Annotated in this window: 16 protein-coding genes; 7 read left to right on the top strand and 9 right to left on the bottom strand. The window is 69.5% G+C overall.

Annotation, left to right across the window (positions count from 1 at the left end; genetic code table 11):
* Window positions 1-5 precede the first annotated feature (5 nt).
* Window positions 6-1,325, bottom strand: a complete 1,320-nt coding sequence (locus ACZ4EG_RS26315) for an aminotransferase class III-fold pyridoxal phosphate-dependent enzyme (RefSeq protein WP_467792313.1) — start codon at window positions 1,323-1,325, stop codon at window positions 6-8.
* A complete protein-coding gene (locus ACZ4EG_RS26310) occupies window positions 1,322-2,164 on the bottom strand; it encodes a formyltransferase family protein (RefSeq protein ID WP_453553691.1) in 843 nt (280 codons plus the stop codon). The genes ACZ4EG_RS26315 and ACZ4EG_RS26310 overlap by 4 nt, the downstream gene beginning before the upstream one ends.
* Window positions 2,165-2,575: 411 nt before the next feature.
* On the opposite strand from ACZ4EG_RS26310, the gene ACZ4EG_RS26305 reads away from it, so the two are divergent.
* From ACZ4EG_RS26305 to sbnB, 5 genes are read left to right on the top strand one after another with little or no spacing between them, the layout of a single operon-like run.
* Window positions 2,576-3,184 (top strand): LysE family translocator, encoded by a 609-nt coding sequence (locus ACZ4EG_RS26305; protein WP_453553689.1) that lies wholly within the window; start codon window positions 2,576-2,578, stop codon window positions 3,182-3,184.
* A gap of 19 nt (window positions 3,185-3,203) precedes the next feature.
* Entirely contained in the window at window positions 3,204-4,121 is a 918-nt protein-coding gene (locus ACZ4EG_RS26300; protein WP_467792312.1) for a diiron oxygenase, read from the top strand.
* A 24-nt stretch (window positions 4,122-4,145) separates the two neighbouring features.
* On the top strand, window positions 4,146-5,126 hold the full coding sequence (locus ACZ4EG_RS26295; RefSeq protein WP_467792311.1) for an ornithine carbamoyltransferase: 981 nt from the start codon (window positions 4,146-4,148) through the stop codon (window positions 5,124-5,126).
* Window positions 5,123-6,139: a 2,3-diaminopropionate biosynthesis protein SbnA gene (sbnA, locus tag ACZ4EG_RS26290; RefSeq protein WP_467792310.1), complete on the top strand. Its 1,017-nt coding sequence runs from the start codon at window positions 5,123-5,125 to the stop codon at window positions 6,137-6,139. Before ACZ4EG_RS26295 ends, sbnA begins: the two co-directional genes overlap by 4 nt.
* Entirely contained in the window at window positions 6,121-7,134 is a 1,014-nt protein-coding gene (gene sbnB, locus ACZ4EG_RS26285) for a 2,3-diaminopropionate biosynthesis protein SbnB (protein WP_467792309.1), read from the top strand. Before sbnA ends, sbnB begins: the two co-directional genes overlap by 19 nt.
* A gap of 119 nt (window positions 7,135-7,253) precedes the next feature.
* Here sbnB and ACZ4EG_RS26280 read toward each other — a convergent pair whose 3' ends face one another.
* Window positions 7,254-8,522, bottom strand: a complete 1,269-nt coding sequence (locus tag ACZ4EG_RS26280; protein ID WP_467792308.1) for an MFS transporter — start codon at window positions 8,520-8,522, stop codon at window positions 7,254-7,256.
* 138 nt (window positions 8,523-8,660) lie between these two features.
* Entirely contained in the window at window positions 8,661-9,497 is an 837-nt protein-coding gene (locus ACZ4EG_RS26275; protein ID WP_453553677.1) for a hypothetical protein, read from the bottom strand.
* 96 nt (window positions 9,498-9,593) lie between these two features.
* Here ACZ4EG_RS26275 and ACZ4EG_RS26270 point away from each other — a divergent pair, with 96 nt between their 5' ends.
* Window positions 9,594-10,319: a thioesterase II family protein gene (locus tag ACZ4EG_RS26270; RefSeq protein ID WP_467792307.1), complete on the top strand. Its 726-nt coding sequence runs from the start codon at window positions 9,594-9,596 to the stop codon at window positions 10,317-10,319.
* A 22-nt stretch (window positions 10,320-10,341) separates the two neighbouring features.
* Here ACZ4EG_RS26270 and ACZ4EG_RS26265 read toward each other — a convergent pair whose 3' ends face one another.
* The 5 genes from ACZ4EG_RS26265 to ACZ4EG_RS26245 all read right to left on the bottom strand — a co-directional run bounded on the left by ACZ4EG_RS26265 (window position 10,342) and on the right by ACZ4EG_RS26245 (window position 16,279).
* Window positions 10,342-10,602, bottom strand: coding sequence for an acyl carrier protein (locus ACZ4EG_RS26265; RefSeq protein ID WP_453553673.1), 261 nt, complete (start codon window positions 10,600-10,602; stop codon window positions 10,342-10,344).
* Window positions 10,595-11,569, bottom strand: a complete 975-nt coding sequence (locus ACZ4EG_RS26260; RefSeq protein WP_467792306.1) for a TIGR03560 family F420-dependent LLM class oxidoreductase — start codon at window positions 11,567-11,569, stop codon at window positions 10,595-10,597. Before ACZ4EG_RS26260 ends, ACZ4EG_RS26265 begins: the two co-directional genes overlap by 8 nt.
* The gene (locus ACZ4EG_RS26255) at window positions 11,566-11,916 is read right to left on the bottom strand and encodes a PqqD family peptide modification chaperone (RefSeq protein ID WP_467792305.1); all 351 of its coding nucleotides are present in this window, start codon (window positions 11,914-11,916) and stop codon (window positions 11,566-11,568) included. The genes ACZ4EG_RS26260 and ACZ4EG_RS26255 overlap by 4 nt, the downstream gene beginning before the upstream one ends.
* Window positions 11,913-14,291 (bottom strand): beta-ketoacyl synthase N-terminal-like domain-containing protein, encoded by a 2,379-nt coding sequence (locus ACZ4EG_RS26250; protein WP_467792304.1) that lies wholly within the window; start codon window positions 14,289-14,291, stop codon window positions 11,913-11,915. The genes ACZ4EG_RS26255 and ACZ4EG_RS26250 overlap by 4 nt, the downstream gene beginning before the upstream one ends.
* Window positions 14,292-14,473: 182 nt before the next feature.
* A complete protein-coding gene (locus ACZ4EG_RS26245) occupies window positions 14,474-16,279 on the bottom strand; it encodes an amino acid adenylation domain-containing protein (protein ID WP_467792303.1) in 1,806 nt (601 codons plus the stop codon).
* Window positions 16,280-16,719: 440 nt separating this feature from the next.
* On the opposite strand from ACZ4EG_RS26245, the gene ACZ4EG_RS26240 reads away from it, so the two are divergent.
* Window positions 16,720-17,682, top strand: a complete 963-nt coding sequence (locus tag ACZ4EG_RS26240) for a hypothetical protein (protein ID WP_453553663.1) — start codon at window positions 16,720-16,722, stop codon at window positions 17,680-17,682.
* Window positions 17,683-17,692 lie beyond the last annotated feature (10 nt).

The raw sequence follows: 17,692 nt of genomic DNA, 5'->3' as shown, positions 1-17,692 counted from the left end.
TCCCATCACGCGAGCCCGTTCAGTGCGGTGTCGAAGATCTCGGCGAACACGTCGAGTTCGGCCTCCCGGATGACCAGAGGCGGATGCACGTTGATGACGTCGGGTGCCATGCCGGTCGTGGCGACGAGGACCCCGGCCTCGGGGTGCGCGGAACGGAAGAGGTGACGCAGTCGGCCGGCGTGCGGCCCGTCGAGGACGATACGAGCCGTGCCGCCCATCGCGTCGACCTCGCGGACCAGGGCGGGATGACGCGTCGCGACGGCGGTCAGCCGTTCCCGCATCGCCTCCTCCAGCAGGAGGATGTCCTTGTCCACTGTCGTCCACCGCTCCCAGCGGTCCAGCACCGTGTCCACGACGGCGAGTGCGCTCGGGATGCCGATGTACGTGGAGGAGTGGCTGCCGGGGCGGTACTGGTCGGGATGGCCCAAGGGCTCGCGCGACCAGACCATGCTCAGCGCCGCACCGCCGTTGGTCAGGCCCTTGCTGGTCACCACGACGTCCGGAGTGACGCCGGCTCGCTGGAAACCCCAGCGCGGTCCGACCCGGTGCATGCCCGTGAAGATCTCGTCCGCGATGACCACCGCGCCCTGCTCCCGGGCGTGGTCCACGGCGGAGCGCAACAGCTCGTGGTCGGGCTCCACCATGCCGCCGACGTTCTGTACGGATTCGAAGACGAACGCCGACACCTTGCGGCGGAAGCCGTTGCCGCCGACCCCGGTCAGCTCGGATCCCCAGCGGGCGACGGCCTTGCGGCAGCCGGCCGTACACCCGCCGCCGACGGGAGGGTGTGGACACCGCCGGCAGTCCGGGCTGGGCAGCCGGACCACCTCAAGGCCCCACGCGGCGAGCAGTTCGCGGTAGCGAGGGCTCGAACTGAGCATGCTCGTCACTCCGGAGCGGCCGTGGAAGGCCCCTTCGAAGACGACGACCGTGCCGGGCCCGTTGGCCGCGAAGGCTATGCGCAGCGCTGTTTCCATCGCTTGCGCGCCGCCGAGGTCCAGTTCCACGCGCCCGGGGGCGCCCACGACACCCGACACGAGTCGCTCCAGCCGGGACAACACCTTCAGCCGCAGTTCGGACTCGCAGAAGGAAGGCAGAGCCGGCAGTTGCTCGCAGCGCGTCAGCGCCTCGCGCAGCAGCTCGCCGTCGTAGCCCCAGGCGACGGTGCCGTTGGCGGCCTCCGCGTCCAGGTAGCGGCGTCCGTCGCCGGCGGTCAGCCAGCAGCCCTGGCCCGAGACGAATCGGGGGACCTCGGGCTCGCGATAGACGAGGTTGCCCGCTCCGACGAAGCCGGGAATGCGGTCTGAGTTCTTGGATTCGGTCATGCGGATGCTTCCTCGGTCAACCGCCGACCGCCCAACGGCGTCGGCTGTCCGTCCACCACGACGACGCGGCTTCCGTCAGGGTGCGTGCTGTCGCTGAGCGCGAGCCGTCCGGCCGCGAACGCCCGCACGGTCCACTGCAGGCAGGGGCGGTCGCTGCGGCTCTTCTGCTCCAGTTCCTGCTGCCAGGCGTCCTCCGGGGTCGGCCGCCGTCCCCCCACGGGCACCTCCGGTCCCATGGCCAGCACCGCGCCCCCGTCCCGGGTCGGGTCGACCAGGAAGCAGGAGGTACGAGTCGTGGGACGGCCCGCCGCCATGGCGAGCCGTACGGGATCCTTGCCGATGAACTCCCGTGTGCCCTGGTCGGACAGGACCGAGAGATCGGCCGGGTGCTGGTTGATCATGCGGCCCTGATAGCGCTCCAGGAGCCGGCCCTCGATCCAGCGGTGGTAGGCGAGGACCATCAGGTCCAGTTCGCCGTTGCGCCGCTCCCAGTCGGCCAGCCGCGTGTCCAGGCCGTCGTGCCATTCCCGGGCCCGGGCCCGGTAGCGCGCGCGGGCCTCCGGGCCGGACGCGGCCGACGCGGTGCCGCAGTGGCGGTCGAAGTCGCCGGTCCACGCCTCGACGCCGGCCCGGCGCGCCACGTCCAGGGCCTTGACCCGCTCCCCGTGCGAGGCGACGAGGCAGACCTCGAACTCGCCCGGGTGTGCTTCCTGCATGCCGAGCAGGGTGCTGAGGTTGGCGCCGGTCGCGGAGACCAGGACACCGATGCGCAACGGCCCGGAGACGGAGCGGCGGCTCAAGGGGACATGGGTACCGGTGGCGGTAGGAAGTACGGACAAGGGCGGACTCTTCTCTCGGGTTCTTCGAGGCCGTGCGACAGCCGCTTCGACGTTGTTCCACTGTGCGGTGCGGCGGCATGCCGGTCCATCCCGGTCCGGCCCAGTTTGCTGAACTGCAGGAAGCTGAAGGACGACATTCCTCCGCCGACACATGCATCGAGCTGCACTCATGTTCATGCAATGCATGGAGATGATGCCCGCGAAACTGGAGTTCGGTCAGGCCAGGGAGCGAGTCTTGCGAGGCCGCCACAAGCGGCGTTCGTTGAATTCCTAACGGTGGGAGAATTCAGATGGCCTCGTGCTCGCTCATACGGTCCCGTTCCGCGCTCTTTGTGACGGCGAACGACATTCGCTGGGACCTGATCTTCGGTCTGGCGACGCCCGGCCAACGCTCGGCCGAGCTGCGGCACGTTGGCTGACATCGCGGGTTATACGGCGCTGGCCGGCCTGGTGGTGGTCGTCCCTGGAGCCGACACGCTCGTCGTGGTGCGCAACACCCTGAGCGGCGGCCCCGGGAGCGCTGTCCGGACCACCACGGGCGTATGTACGGGGCTGGCCGCGTGGGCTCTGCTGTCCTCGGCGGGACTCGCGGCCGCCGTCGCTGCCTCTCCGACGCTTTTCGCCATGCTCAGGGTGGCCGGCGCCGCCTATCTCGTCCTGCTCGGGGTGCAGGCGCTCGTCGCCGCGTCCCGGGCGGCGGAGCCCGAGCTGCCCGTCGGCCGGGACTGGCGGCAGGGCGCGCTGACGAGCCTGGGAAACCCCAAGGTCGGCGTTTTCTACACGTCCCTGCTCCCGCAGTTCCTGCCCTCCCACGGGTCGGCGCTCGGGGCCGCCACGCTGCTGGCGTCGATTCACATCGCCTTGAGTTTCCTGTCGCTGCTCGTCTATGGCGTTCTCGCGGCGCGCATGGGCGACATCTTCCGCGAAGGGAGATGGCGAAAGGTCCTGGAGAGGTGTGCGGGGACCGGTTTGTGTGCCGTCGGACTGTGGCTGATCGTGTCCGCGGTGACAGGGAATTGACAAGGCTGGAAGGGTTGCAATGGGGTCGCCGCTGGACGGCTGGTACGAAAAGGCAGGAGTGCGGACCGATCCGCGGCGTGTGATCGGGGACGAGCTGGAAGCGGGAAAGACCCTCTTTCCCGAGAAGCTGATCCCGTACCTGGACCATCCGCTGGTGCGGACGCTGGAGCCGCGGCAGCGGTTCGCTCTCATAGCCCGGCATCTCTACCAGTACATGCTGTTCACGATGCACTTCGAGACGAGCGTGGTGAACCGCGCCGCCGGTCGCATCGCGGACGGTACCTCGGGGCTGCACCTGCCGTCCTCGGTGCGCCTGGACGCGTACAAGATCTACTGCGATGAGGCCTACCACGCGCTGTACAGCCTGGACGTGGTGGAACAGGTGAGCGACGCGACCGGCGTCGAGACGCCCGACTACGACTTCGCGCCCTTCCTCGGCCGCCTCGACGCAATCGGCGCCGAGGTTCTGCCCGGCGAGCCCGTCCTCGTGCAGCTGCTCCAGGTGGTCGTGTTCGAAACGCTGGTCACCTCGATCCTCAAGGACATACCGAAGGACCCCTCCGTGGTCGGCACCGTCCGCGAGGTCGTCCGTGATCACGCCGAGGACGAAGGCCGCCACCACGCCTATTTCGCTGCCTTCTTCAAGGAACTCTGGCAGGGCATGAGCCCGGCGTTGCGCGTGCGGGCCGCGCGCTGTCTGCCGGAGCTGGTCAGCCGCAGCCTCACGCCCGACCTGGTGCCCGTGCGCAGCTCCCTCGGCGCGGCAGGGCTGGGCGACGCGGCCGTGCGCGAGATCGTCGCCGACTGCTACGCCCCCGAGCAACTGCGGCGCGGCGTCCGGTCCTCCGCGCGGCACACCTTTCACCTGTTCGAATCCGTTGGAGTGCTGGACGTGGCCGGGGCGCGGGACGCCTGCACGTCCGCCGGATTGTTGTGACGACGTCTATAGGAGATGTGAGACATGGTGGCAACAGGCCGATCCCTGCTGGGACTGCCTGAGCGTGCTTCGGAGTCGGGGATCTTCTCCCTCGCCGACCTGGAGGACAAGGACCTCGACCAACTGGTGTGCCGGTCCCGTGCGTTCTTCACCGACCGGACGGGTCACGACGAGCCGCTGCGGGGGAAGATCGCGGGCATCCTGTTCACCAAGACGTCCACCCGCACCCGTACGGCGTTCACCACCGCCGCGCTGCGCCTCGGCGGCCAGGTCATCAGCTACGGCCCGCACGACCTCCAGCTGGAGACGGGCGAGTCCGTGGAGGACACCGGCCGCGTCTTCGGGCGCATGCTCGACCTCCTGGTCGCGCGCACCGCGGGGCCCGTGGCCCAGTTGAAGACCCTCTCCCGGGCCGGCGGCATTCCCGTGGTGAACGCCATGGGTCAGGAGGAGCACCCCACCCAGGGAATCTGCGACCTCGCAACCATGAGCCTGCACTTCGGCGCCCTGGACGGCATCAAGGTGCTGTATGTCGGCGAGGGCAACAACAGTGCCGTGGCGCTGGCGCACGGCCTGGCCCACTACACCGGGACCGAGCTGACCCTGCTCACCCCGCCCGGCTACGGCGTGCCCGAGGCCGAACTGGTCCGCGCCCGCGCCCGGGCCGCCGAACGCGGCTCCTCGATCCGGCAGGTTCACGCGCTCGACGAGGCCCCCGAGGCCGTCGACGTGGTGTACACGACCCGCTGGCAGACCACCGGGACATCGAAGCCCAACGCGAACTGGCGCGAGGAATTCCGCTACTTGCACATCGACGCGGCGTTCATGAGCCGCTGGCCGGGTGCCGTGCTCATGCACGACCTGCCGGCCCATCGCGGTGACGAGATCTCCTCAGAGGTGCTGGAGGGCGACCGGTCGCTCGCATGGGCCCAGGCGGAGATGAAGCTGACCAGCGCCATGGCGGTTCTGGAGGCTCTGATACAGCCGCGCCAGGGAAGCCAGTGATCAAGGATTCCGTGTGCGATCTCGTCACCGATGACGTCTTCCTGAGGTTCACCGACGTCCTCCCGGGAAGCGAGCTGTATCTCAAGCTCGAGGGACTGAATCCGGCCGGCTCCGTGAAGCTCAAGACGGCGGTCGGGCTGATCGAGGACGCCGAGCGGCGCGGTCTCCTGTCTCCGGGCGGACGCGTCGTCGAGTCCTCGTCGGGGAACCTGGGCGTCGCCCTGGCCATGGTCTGCGCCGCGAAGGGCTACGCCTTCAGCTGCGTGACCGACGTCAACGCCGCACCGCACAATGTGGCGCTGATGCGCGCCCTCGGCTCGGCCGTCGCGGTGGTGGACCAGCGGGACGCGAACGGGGGCTTCCTGGGCACGCGCATCGCCCTCATCGAGCGCATGCTGGCGGACGATCCCCTGCTGGTGTGGCCCAATCAGTACGCCAACCCCGCCAATCCGAGGGTCCACCAGACCCGTACGGCCGCAGCCATTCTCGCCGCGATAGAGAACGTGGACTTCCTGTTCGTGGGCGCGGGCACGACCGGCACCCTGACCGGGTGTGCCATGCACTTCCGTGAGGTCTCGCCCCACACCAGGATCATCGCCGTCGACACACTCGGCTCGGTCACCTTCGGCACCCCCGCGGGCCCCCGTCACATTCCCGGCCTGGGCACCAGCCGCCCTCCCGAGATCTGCCGCCCCGGCCTGGTCGACGAGGTCGTGCTGATCGAGGAGACCGAGGCGGTGCGCACCTGCCGGATGCTCGCCCGGCGGCACGGTCTGCTGGCCGGCGGCTCGACCGGCTCGGTGTTCACGGCGGTACATCGGGCCGCGCCCGGAATTCCCCCTGGTTCCCGGGTGGTGGCCATCGCACCGGACATGGGCGAGCGCTATCTCGACACCGTGTACGACGACGACTGGGCCGCCGCTCGCTTCGGTATCGACCCCACTCCTGCTGTCGACGCGCTGACGCGCCGGCTGAGCCCCGAGAAGGAGACACCTTGTTCGCGTTCGATGTAGTCAGCGGTACGGTGGCCCGCGAGGTCATCTCCGAGTCACGGCAGGACCTCCTCCAGGTCGTGAAAGAGGCCTACCTGGCGCATGAGTCGGGGCAGTCGATCAACCCCAACAGCTACTTCCTGCGGTTCCCCGAGAAGCCCTCGGCACGGATCATCGCGCTGCCCGCGTATCTCGGCGGCGATCACGACGTGGCCGGCATCAAGTGGATCGCGAGTTTCCCGGACAACGTCGCGCGCAACGTTCCCCGGGCCTCCGCCGTACTCCTGCTGAACGACTATGCCACCGGGTATCCGTTCGCCTGCCTGGAGGCGTCCCAGATCAGCGCCGCCCGCACCGCGGCCTCCTGCGTCCTGGGCGCCTCGACCCTGCACGGGTCCACCCGCGCGGACCGGATCGCTGTCGTCGGCGCCGGTGTGATCGCGCGCAACATCCTGGAGTTCTTCACCGCCGGGCAGTGGGAGATCGGCGAGTTCGCGGTGTACGACCAGGTGTCCGGCTACGCGGATGCCCTGGTGTCGTACTCCCGCGAAACGCTGGGGATTCCCGCGACGGGGGCGGACAGCTTGGAGTCCGCCGTGCGCGGCGCGGACGTGGTCGTTCTGGCCACGACGGCTGCCACCCCCTACATCAGCGGCCCCGACGTCTTCTCCCCGAAGCAGACGGTGCTCAACATCTCGTTGCGCGACATCGCCCCCGAGATCGTCCTGGCGTCGCACAACGTGGTCGACGACATCGACCACTGCCTGACCGCCCGGACCTCCCCGCACTTGGCCGAACAGGCCTGCGGCCACCGCGACTTCATCGACGGGACCCTGGCCCAGGCCGTGCTGGGCAAGGTGGAGTTCGACGACGCCAAGCCACGCATCTTCTCCCCCTTCGGGCTGGGCATCCTCGATCTGGCCGTCGGCTCCTTCATCTACCGGCGCGCGGTGGACTCGGGGCGTACGACCCCGATCGACGGGTTCTTCGCAGAGACCGAGCGCTGGCAGAAGTGAACCCCGCGATCGTGTGGGCGAGCCGCTCACCCAGGACATCGTCCCGGCCCTACGCGACATCTGCGCCGACGACCCGCTCCCACTGAGCGGGTCGTCGGCGCACCAAGTCGGGCGGCCGGTCACGCCTCGGCCGGTACGGCTTCCATCGCGGCCTGTGAACGAGCCCAGATGCGCTCTACAAGCGCGCACACGAACCCCGCTGCGGTGACGATCACCCCGAGGACGATCCAGCCGGGCTTGCCCCAGTTGACGCACATCCCGATGACGACGATGGGCGCCACCGCCTCGGTCAAGCCGTATCCGAGACCGAACACGCCCTGGTACTGGCCATGGGCCTCAGGCCGGGCCAGGGCGAAGGAAAGCTCGAACGCGCCTCCCGCCTGCCAGACTTCGGCCAGCGAGTGCACGATGACGCCCACGAGCAGCAGCGTGATCGCAAGCCACGCGGCGGGGCCGGACGCCATGGCGATGAGGAGCCATGACACCAGGAACAGCGGGCCGGACAGCGCGAGCAGCCGCGCCGCGGAGCGCGGCCCGTCGATGGAGCGCGTTGCGGGGACCTGTGTGGCCGCGACGATGGCCGCTTCGAAGAACAGGACGACGGCAGCAATCCATCGCGGCGCCGTCGTGTGCAGGACAATCCACACAGGCAGGCCCGTGACCAGGACGAAATACTGCAGGCTCGCGACCGACGACGCGGCGGTCAGCGCCAGGTAGGGCAGGTCGCGCAGCGCCACCCACCGGGGCTCCTTCTTGGGCTCGGCGCTGTCCTTTCCGGCGGAGCGAGTCGGGGGGATGTGCGGGAGCCGCGCCAGGATGCCGGCGCCGATCAGGAAGGTGATCGTGTCGGTGAGGATCATGGCCACGTACGCCGGGCGGGTGTCGACGGCCAGGACGATCGCGGCCCCGATGGTCCCGATGGCGAGCCCGACGTTGGTCACGGCACGCAGATACGTACGCAGTTGCGCGCCCTTGCCCTCCTCGGCCAGCGCGCCGATCATCGCGCCGCGCGCGCTGCCCGTTCCCGAGCGGCCGACGGCAGCGGCGGCGGCCACGACCAGCAACGGCCACAGGCTGTGCACGAACAGGAGGCTGACGCTCGCCACAGCCTCCAGCAGCATGGATCCGATGACCACCTCCCGCGTGCCGCGTCGGTCGGCCTGGTCACCGATCAATACTCCGGCGCCGAAGCCGGTCAGCGACCCCACCGTGAGGCCGATACCTGCGTTCGTCGGACTCAACCCGGCGGACCTGATGAGGAAGATCGTCCCTGTGGACAGGAATATCCCCATGCCGATGGTGTTGACGACGGTCGACAGCGCGAGCAGCCGCTGGCGGGGATCCTGAGGACCACTCAGTGCGGTGCGGAGTCTGGTCAGCTGGTTCATGGTGTTCACCTGGTTTCTCTCTCTTGAACTGCGACCTGCGCAGGGTGGTTCACAGGCGTCGCCGTGCGCACCGAGAAGCCTGTGGTGCGGCCTCTTCGGTGAGCACGGCGACGCGGTGGGCAGGTTTCGCCAGTACGCTCAGCCGGCCGAAAGGAGGGCGTCCTCGAGCCGGACGAGGTGCGCCTGGGTCCATCGGGCCACGCGGCGGGCGCAGTCGCCGTCGGACTCCCCGGAACGGGCGCCGTCCAGGACCATCGAGCGGTATTCGTCGACCGTGATCCCGCATTCCGGCGTGCCTTCGAGACGGCGCAGCATCCACTTCTTGCGTCGGCACAGCTGCCCGGCCAGGACCAGACTCGCGTCCGCGATGTGCTCTGCCGCGATGTCGGCGGACACACGAGCCGACATGAAGTCACCGGAGTCGAGCTGGCCGGCGACATCGGTCAGAGAGTTCTCCGTGTCGGCCTTGAGGAGGCGGGCGAGTGCCCGCTTGTACGACGAGCGGTCGAGCAGCTCGTTCATTTCCTGGAAGAATTTCTCGTTCTTCAGCGGAATGCCGATGGAGAGTCGGTAGACGAAATCCTGGAGAAAGTCGCCCATGGAACAGAACTCGACCTCGGTTTCGAGGTAGCGCGCCAGCGCCGTGGCGAGCGTGTCGGTCGGCCACACCTTCAGGTCGACACGCGCGCCGTCGTAGACGCCCATCCAGTTGTGCCAGCGGATTCCGCTGGGGTCGGCGCCGGGCCAGGTCTCCATGGTCTCGTCGACCGGAAGAACGAGTTCCTTGTCGGAGAACACATAGAGGTCGATGTCGCTGAAGGTATTGCCCCAGCCGGCCGCCGTCGAGCCCGTCATGCAGACGGCCTCGGCCTCGGCCAGTCCGGGAAAGTGCTTGAGGATGGCTTCGAAGGAAAGGTCCGGCGGAGTGAGGACCCTCGGCTGTGCGCAGATGACGTCGATGGTGGGATTAAACATTAGGACCTCCCGGATAGAAGGGATTCTCGGGTTGTGTGAATTCTGTTAGCTTCGTCACGCTGTGCCTTGAATGGCGCAGCGGGTAGGATCTGTTTTATGAATATTCCAAAGCAGTCTTCGGTGCTGATTCCATGGAGTGCGGAAACAGGGAATGGAATCGCCTGTATATGTATTCCGTGGGCCGGCGCCGGGGCGGCTCCTTTCCGCGCCTGGGCTCCGGCGCTCGGCGACGCGGCCGACGTGTACGGCGTCCGGCTCGCCGGCCGCGAGAGCCGGCAGACGGAGCCGCCGGCGACCGCCCTCGGTGACGTCGTCGACGAGCTGGTCCGGGAGCTGACCGAGCTGGGCGCACCCCGGGTCGCGCTCTTCGGCCACTGCTCCGGGGCGCTGCTGGCCTTTGAACTGGCGCACGCGCTGCGCCGATCCGGCAGCGCTCCCGAGGTGGCCCACCTGCTCGTCGCGTCGCAACTTCCGCCGCGTGTCTTCCAGAACGCCCGCGTCGACCAGGATCAGGACCTCGCCCGCTACGTGCCCGAGGAGTTCCGGCGAGAACCCGAACTGCTCGAGGTGCTCCTCCCGATCCTCACCGCGGACATGAAACTGGTCTCGGACTACGCCCGCTCGGTGGACGCGCCCCTCGATGTGCCGCTCACCGTCGCGTACGGCGCACGCGACGACGAACTCGGCGGCGCCGAGGTCGACGGCTGGCGCCACGAGACCACGGGCCCGGCCGCGTTCCATGAGATCGCCGGTGCCGATCATCTCTTCAGCGGCAGCGCGTGGTTGGAGCTCGCCCGGACGGTCCGTGCCGCGCTGACCTGAGCGGTCCGCCGCCGCGATCGGCTCACGCATCGCCGAGAAACGCCGCGAGCTGCCCGGGAGTCGGGTGGGAGAAGACGTGGACGATCTTCAGGCGCGGCCAGCGTCGGCGCAGGATGTGGACCACCCGCACCACTGTCGCCGACGTGGCTCCCAGGTCGAAGAAGCCCGCGTCCGGGTCGACGGACTCCAGGCCGAGCACCTCGGCCCACACCGCCGCGATGACGTCGCCGGGGGCGCCTTCCAGAGCGAGGTGGTTCTCCGGGGCGCCGGTGCGCTCAGTCATCCATGGCCTCGCGCAGTGTCGTTCCGACCCGGTGCAGATGGTCGAGATCGCCGGCGTCGAGGACCGTGGCGATCACACCGTCGACCCCGGCCGCGCGGTACTCCGCGACCTGGCGCCGCACCTCGGCGGGGGTGCCGCAGAGCGCGAGTCCGCGAGCCGCGCTCGGCGCCACGCCCAGCAGGGATCCCAGCCGCTCCAGCGCTTCCTGGAGCTCTGCCTCGGAATCGGTGACGATCGCGGTCCCCAGCCAGGTCTTGCTGATCTCGCCGCTGTCGCGACCCACCGCGGCGCACGCCCGTTCGAGGACCTCTGTCTTGTGGCGCACCGTGGCGGGTCCGCCGAAGAAATTGCACGCGTCCCCGTGCCGCGCCACCAGGGGGATGAGGACGCGTTCGCCGCCGCCGCCGATCAGGATCGGCGGACCGTCGGGATTGACCGGGCCGGGCACATTGAGCGCTTCGTCGACGCTGTGATACCGGCCGGAGAACCGCGCGGCGTGCTCGGTGAACATCGCCCGGCAGATCTGGACCGCCTCGTCGAGACGTGCCAGACGTTCCCGGGGCGGCTGGAAGTCCATGCCGTACGCGCGGCACTCCTCCTCGTGCCAGCCGGCGCCTATGCCGAGGACCGCACGGCCGCCGCTGATGATGTCGATGGTCGTCACCATCTTCGCCAGCAGTGCAGGGTTGCGGAATCCATTGCACGAGACGAGCACGCCGAGGCGAGCGGTCGAGGTGACGGCCGCCAGCGCCGCGAGCGTGGTGTACGCCTCCAGGATCGGTTCGTCCGGCTCGCCGACCGACGCGATCTGGTGGACGTGGTCCATGGTCCACAGACTGTCGAAGCCGGATGCCTCGGCAGCGTGCGCGATGTCCACGATGTGCTGGAAGAGCTTGTTGTCCATCACTCCTGGAAAGGAGTAGCCGGCCAGCTGCAGGCCGACCCGGGTGATCGCGGGGCGGCTCATCCGGCGACTGCCGACTGTGCGAGGGCAGCGGCGTCGGCCGGAGTCAACTCCTCGACGAGACCGAGCTCCAGCAGCCGCTCGCAGAGGTCGTGCACCGGCCCGCGGACCTCCGCGGCGGACAGTCCCAGCTTCTCGGCCACGCCGTCGACCACCTGGGCGAGGTTGCGGCGCCCGTCGATGAGCAGCCAGACCACACGCCCGTCGCTGTCGACCACGTAACGGCCGACCCAGGTCTCGAGCAGTACGCCGCCCTCGGTGCGCTCACTCAGTTCGGCCACCTGACCGGTCATGCGGGCGGTCACGTCCAGCCGGCGGACCAGGGCGGTCTTGTCGTTGACAGTGCTCATGAGGTTGTCTCCATAGCTAGGGTCCGATCGAGGAAAGCTGCGCTGGCAGCGATCGTGGGAGCGATGAACGGCAGGTCGACCGCGAGGTCGAGCCCGAGGCCCTCGTTCAGGCGGGCACCGATCTCCACCGCGTACAGGGAGTCGCCGCCGAGGTCGTCCACGAAGTGTGCGTCGTGCGCGATGTGCTGAACGCCGAGGACTTCGCACCAGACCTTCTCGACGTAGCCGACGATGTTCGTCGCGTCGGTGCCGCTCGAACCACGCGGCTCGACGTCGGCGGGATCCGGCTGGACTTCGGGGCGCTCGAGCCAGAACCGACGGCGCGTGAACGGATACGTCGGCAGCGGTACCCGGCCGCGCGGCTCGTCGCCGTAGTAGGCGGCCCAGTCGACAGCGACTCCCGCTCGCCACGCCGCGGCCGCAGCCTCGGCCAGGTCGAACGACGGCCCGACCAGGACCTGACCGGCCCGCTCGCGGACGGATCCGGCGTCGGCGCCGGTGCAGGCCTCGACAGCTGCGGTCAGTGACGCGGGGTCGGCGCCGCCGGCGAGCCACTGCGCGGCCGGACGTGCCCAGTCCGGCGCGTCCACCCGGGAGAAGGTCAGCCCCAGGCGGCGCAGGATCCGGGCAACGCCGAGCGCGGCCAGCGCGCCGGCCTGGTGCGGGGCGAGGCCGGTGAGCCCCGCCTGCCCGGTGAGCCCGGCCGCTTCCTTGAGCTCGGCGACCGCTGGGCCCAGCAGCGGCTCGGTGGCCAGCAGCCGCTCACCCATCGCGGCCAGCTCGTCGGGCGTCCCGTGGATGGCCAGCGACCACCGCGTGATGGGCCTGCCGGGCTCGGCGGGCGAGCGGAGCCGCGCGACGGCCTCGGCCCGGTCGGCGGCGACGGCCGCCCAGCGCCGGCTGAAGCGCGCCCGGCCCATCGCGAGCGTGTGCGCGGTGTCGGCCAGCGCGGACAACTCCAGTGACGGCGCCGCCGCGAGCCGGTCGGCGAGTCGCTGCCGCATCCGCTCCAGCTCTTCGTCCGAGCGGGCCGACAGCGCGAGGACCTGACGTGAGCGCGCGGCGTCCGCGGCCGGAACGGCGGGGACCGACTCGACAACGACGTGCGCGTTGGACCCCCCGAGGCCGAACGAGCTGACGCCCGCGACACGCGGTCCCTCGGCGTCCCAGGCCCGTGTCTCGGCGGTGACGGTGAAGGGGGTCGAGTCGAGGTCGATCTCGGGGTTCGGGGCGCGGAAATGCAGTGTCCCCGGCATGACGGCCCGCTCGACCGCCAGGGTCGCCTTGATCAGCCCCGCGACGCCCGCCGCCGCGTCGGTGTGCCCGATGTTGGGCTTGACCGCACCCAACGTGAGGGTCCGAGGCTGCCGGTGGGGAGTCGCGAAGACGCGCCGGAGCGCCTCGAATTCGACCGGGTCGCCGATTGCGGTCCCGGTGCCGTGGGCTTCTATGTAGCCGACCTGCTCAGGTGTGATGTCTGCGCGCGCGAGCGCGGTGCGGATGACCGTTTCCTGGCCGTCGATGTTCGGGACGGTGAACCCGGCGCGTGATCCGCCGTCGTTGTTGACCGCCCATCCACGGATCACAGCCCTGCGGCGGTCGCGACCGGTCTGCGCGTCGGCGTCGCGCCTGAGGACCACGATTCCGGCGCCGGAGCCGGGTATCGTGCCGGAAGCCTCGGCGTCGAAGGTGCGGCAGCGCCCGTCCGCCGACAGGATCCCGCCCTCGGTGTAGGTGTAGCCGTCGACGTCGGGCATGATCAGGCTCACGCCACCGGCCAGGGCGATGTCGCAGTCGCCGGCTGCCAGCGACGCACAGGCGAGCGCCACGGCGCTGAGCGCGGTGGCACAGCCGGTCTGCACGGTGATCGCGGGCCCGGTGAGACCGAGCTTGAAGGCGAGTCGCGGTGCGAGGAAGTCCTTCTCGTTGGCCAGCGTGATGCGCACGTCGCCGCCGCGTCCCGCGCGGGCCTCCGTCGGGGCGACGAACTCGCGGAAGTAGTGGTTCTCACCGGAGCCGACGAACACACCGACGACCGCATCCCGTTCCCCGGCGTAGCCGGCGTCCTCCAGTGCCGCGGACGCCACTTCCAGCAGCACCCGCTGCTGAGGGTCCATGGTGACGGCCTCTGCCGGCGGTACGCGGAAGTGGTCGGCGTCGAACGACTCGATGTCACCGATCTTCGCGACGGCGCGCACATGGCGGCCGTCGCTCCTGCCGTCGTCCGGCACGGACTCACCCTCGTCCGGACGGCTGACCGACTCGACGCCGTTGACGAGGTTCGTCCAGTACTCCTCGACGTCGTCGGCTCCTGCGAAACGTGCCGCCATACCGATCACTGCGATGGGGCGTGCGTGAAGTGGGGTTGGCTGCATATGAGAACTCCTGGAGGATCAAGGTGCCCTGCGGCCACTCAGCGAGCGGCGGCAGCGCGACGTACGAAGACAAGGGGTGAGAAACCACCCGGCCGCGAAAGGGGCCGGTCCGGTGGTGCCGGCGAGGCCTTCAGCGCGCGGGCTGACCGAACGGCCGCTCGACAGCGGTCGACGACACCGGCTCACCCCGCACTTCCGGCACGGACCCGCTCGACGAAGTCGGCGAGACGCGGTGCTTCGAACAGCGCGCGCACCGGTACGTCCGCACCGAGTTCCTGGCGCGTGCGGCTGACGACCTTCATCACCATCAACGAGTGTCCGCCGAGAGCGAAGAAGTCGTCCGCGGACCTCACCTCGGCAACTCCGAGCTCCCCGGCCCAGATACCGGCCACGGCCGCTTCGAGGGAGTCGGTGTGGGAGCGGTGTTCCTCGGCCGGGTCCGCCACCCTCGTCACCGCACGAGCCTGGTCGAGCAGTGCCCGGCGATCGACCTTGCCGTTGGGTGTCAGCGGCATGCGGTCCAGGATCCGCAGTTCATTGGGGACCATGTGGCCGGGCAGCCGATCGCTCAGGAAGGCGCGGAGCCCGTCCGCGTCCGGGCCGCCGGAGCGGACGGTCGCCCAGGCGAGCAGCCGGGACCCCACCGACTCGCCGGTGTCGGTCACGACGCAGGCGTCCACGACGTCCGGGTGTGCCCTGAGCGCCGCACCGATCTCGCCGAGTTCGACGCGGTACCCACGGACCTTCACCTGCTCGTCGCGCCGTCCGACGTAGAAGAGCTGGCCGTCGGCGCCCGCTCGTGCGAGATCGCCACTGAGGTAGGTCCGGCGCCGGTCCTGCGGCCCCCAGGACGCTGTGCGGAATGCGCGGGCGGTGGCCTCGTCGTCGTTGAAGTAGCCACGGGCCAAGCCGGGTCCGGAGACCCAGATCTCGCCGACCTCGCCCACCGGGGTCGGCGCGCCCTCCTCGTCCCGCAGTGAAACGGCCAGGTCGGACAGCGGCACGCCGATGGGGCTGCCGGTGCCGGCGGCCGCGTCCTTTGCCGTGATCCGGCGGTGGGTGACATGGACGGTCGTCTCGGTGATCCCGTACATGTTCACCACACGGGGGTGTTCGTCCCCTCGACGGCCGAACCAGCCGCCGAGCGAGGCCGGGTCGAGCCGTTCACCGCCGAGGATGATCAACCGCAGGCGGTCGAGCCGGGCCGGGCGGCCCTCGTCGGCAGTGGCCAGTGCGGCCAGGGCCGAGGGCGTCTGGCTGAGGACCGTGACGCCCTCGCGGTCGATCAGGTGGAGAAGCTCGTCGGGCGTACGGGCTTTGTCGTCGTCGACGACGACAAGACGGCCGCCGAAAAGCAACGCCCCCCACATCTCCCACACCGAGAAATCGAAGGCGTAGGAGTGCAGCATCGTCCACACGTCGTCGGAGCCGGGACCGTAAAGGCCTTCCGTCGTGGCCATGAGCCGGGTGACGTTGCGATGGGTGATTTGCACGCCCTTGGGGGTTCCGGTCGATCCCGACGTGAACATCACGTAGGCGAGATCGTCCGGGTCCACCTTTACGCTCACTGCCGGGCAGTCCCGGTCCGAGGTCTCGCCGGCGAACACGAGCGGGCCCGGGTGCCATTTCCCGGCACGACCGGCAAGCTCCTCATCGGTCAGAAGAACCCGGGGAGCCACCCGCTCGACCAGGCTCTCCAGGCGCGCGTCGGGATAGCGGGGGTCGAGCGGCACATAGGCGGCGCCGGCCATGAGAACGCCGAGAACGGCCGGCACGACCTGGCGGCGCGCGACGAACACCGGCACCAGATCGCCCGGCCGCACACCGGCCGCGACCAGCCGACCGGCTATGCATCCGGCCAGGTCGTGGAGTTCCGCGTAGGACATCGAAGTTCCGCCGGCGGTGAGTGCCGTGGCCTCGGGGCTCGTGGCCGCTCGGCGGGAGAACCAGGAGTGCAGCGTATCGGCGGCTACCGCAAGGTCAGTCAATTCAGGTGTATTGATTTCCACTTCCGGCAACTTTTCCCCCGGATATCGAAGCTGATCGGTTTGGGATCCTAGCCGACGGAAAACTCAGGTCTTCCCTTTAAAGGGTGGCCGAATCGCTGCCACAACGTTAGGGGATCCCTTGCGAGTTGCACGCCTTCAGCATGATGCAGTGCAGGATGTTGACCTAGGCCCGGACTGGCTGTCGTATGCACCGGTGACTCACACTCGGTAGGAGTGCGACTCATTGGATTGGGAGTGTTCTCGTGGAATCCCCTGAAGCAAACTGGCTTCGGCCGCCGTTGAAAGACCTTTCGGAGCTGCCACCGGTAGAGGTTCATTGCCACGGGTTCGGTGATGTCGACTTCTCGGACTTTACGAAGGTCGACCTCGACCGGCTCGAGGAATGGTGCGCACGCGAGGGCGTTCTGAGCCTGCCCACGATGTACCTCCACCGGTCCCAGCTGGCGGAGTTCGAGGCGTTCGTCCGCGAGTACCACCGCATGCGGGGCGACGGCCGGCTCCAGCACATCGCCGGCATCGCCCTGGAGGGCCCGCTGCTCGCCAGCCACGGCGGTACCCCTGCCGCGACGGTCTGGGCGCCCACACGGCACGAATGGGAGCGCCTCGCGGCGCTGGGGCCGTACGGTCTCATGTACACCGTGGTGTCGCCGGACGCGTTCTCGCCCGCCTCGGAGCTGACCGGTCAGCCCGGTGCCCAGGAGACCGGCTTCGACTGGATCGTCCCCGTGCTCATGGCCCACGGCATCCGTCCGGCACTCGGGCACTTCACCCGGGCCGACCCGGCGGCCAGCGCGGAACTCGTCGACGAAATAGTCGAGTCGGCCTGGCAGGCCGAGTGGGCCGGCAACGGTGTGCGAGTGGTCACCGACCACCTCTTCAACGACATGCCGCTCAACATCCGGCACGCGTTCCGCACGTCACGGGCGCGCGCGGAGCGGGACGCGGCCATCGCCTCCTACGACCTGCCCTCGTGGACGCTCGACAGGATGGCGGAGATCGCCGGACCGGTGCCGGCGGCGATCATGCGCCACGCGGCGGCGGGACGGATCGGCGCCTGCATCAACTTCGACGGCGAGCATGTCGACCTGGCCATCGCGGCCCGCGCGGTGCAGCTGATGGGCGCCGAGAACTCGATGATGATGACGGACCGCTGCGACTCGGCCCGGCTCGGCGGCCAGGGCCTGCACCACATCGAGGACAACGGCCTCTGGTACCAGCAGGACGGCATCGTCGCGGCAGGCTCCGTGCCGCTCGCCCGCCAGCAGGCCAACGCCCTGTCGCAGGGCCTCACGCCCGCGGAGGTCCACGCCCTCGCGGCCGGCACGGCGCACCGGGTGTTCGGCATCTCCGCCATGAAGGACCTGCGCCTCCCCACCGCCTGACGAAACAAGG

The organism is Streptomyces sp. NPDC025638, from assembly GCF_055558775.1.
This window is presented reverse-complemented; position numbering and strand designations above follow the sequence as displayed.

Bases quoted from the DNA above. Each gene is read 5' to 3' on its own strand.
- ACZ4EG_RS26295 (WP_467792311.1), top strand. From the start codon at position 4,146: ATGGTGGCAACAGGCCGATCCCTGCTGGGACTGCCTGAGCGTGCTTCG.
- ACZ4EG_RS26260 (WP_467792306.1), bottom strand. From the start codon at position 11,569: ATGAGCCGCCCCGCGATCACCCGGGTCGGCCTGCAGCTGGCCGGCTAC.
- ACZ4EG_RS26300 (WP_467792312.1), top strand. From the start codon at position 3,204: ATGGGGTCGCCGCTGGACGGCTGGTACGAAAAGGCAGGAGTGCGGACC.
- ACZ4EG_RS26270 (WP_467792307.1), top strand. From the start codon at position 9,594: ATGAATATTCCAAAGCAGTCTTCGGTGCTGATTCCATGGAGTGCGGAA.
- ACZ4EG_RS26275 (WP_453553677.1), bottom strand. From the start codon at position 9,497: ATGTTTAATCCCACCATCGACGTCATCTGCGCACAGCCGAGGGTCCTC.
- ACZ4EG_RS26315 (WP_467792313.1), bottom strand. From the start codon at position 1,325: ATGACCGAATCCAAGAACTCAGACCGCATTCCCGGCTTCGTCGGAGCG.
- ACZ4EG_RS26265 (WP_453553673.1), bottom strand. From the start codon at position 10,602: ATGACTGAGCGCACCGGCGCCCCGGAGAACCACCTCGCTCTGGAAGGC.
- ACZ4EG_RS26250 (WP_467792304.1), bottom strand. From the start codon at position 14,291: ATGCAGCCAACCCCACTTCACGCACGCCCCATCGCAGTGATCGGTATG.
- ACZ4EG_RS26255 (WP_467792305.1), bottom strand. From the start codon at position 11,916: ATGAGCACTGTCAACGACAAGACCGCCCTGGTCCGCCGGCTGGACGTG.
- ACZ4EG_RS26280 (WP_467792308.1), bottom strand. From the start codon at position 8,522: ATGAACCAGCTGACCAGACTCCGCACCGCACTGAGTGGTCCTCAGGAT.
- ACZ4EG_RS26240 (WP_453553663.1), top strand. From the start codon at position 16,720: ATGTACCTCCACCGGTCCCAGCTGGCGGAGTTCGAGGCGTTCGTCCGC.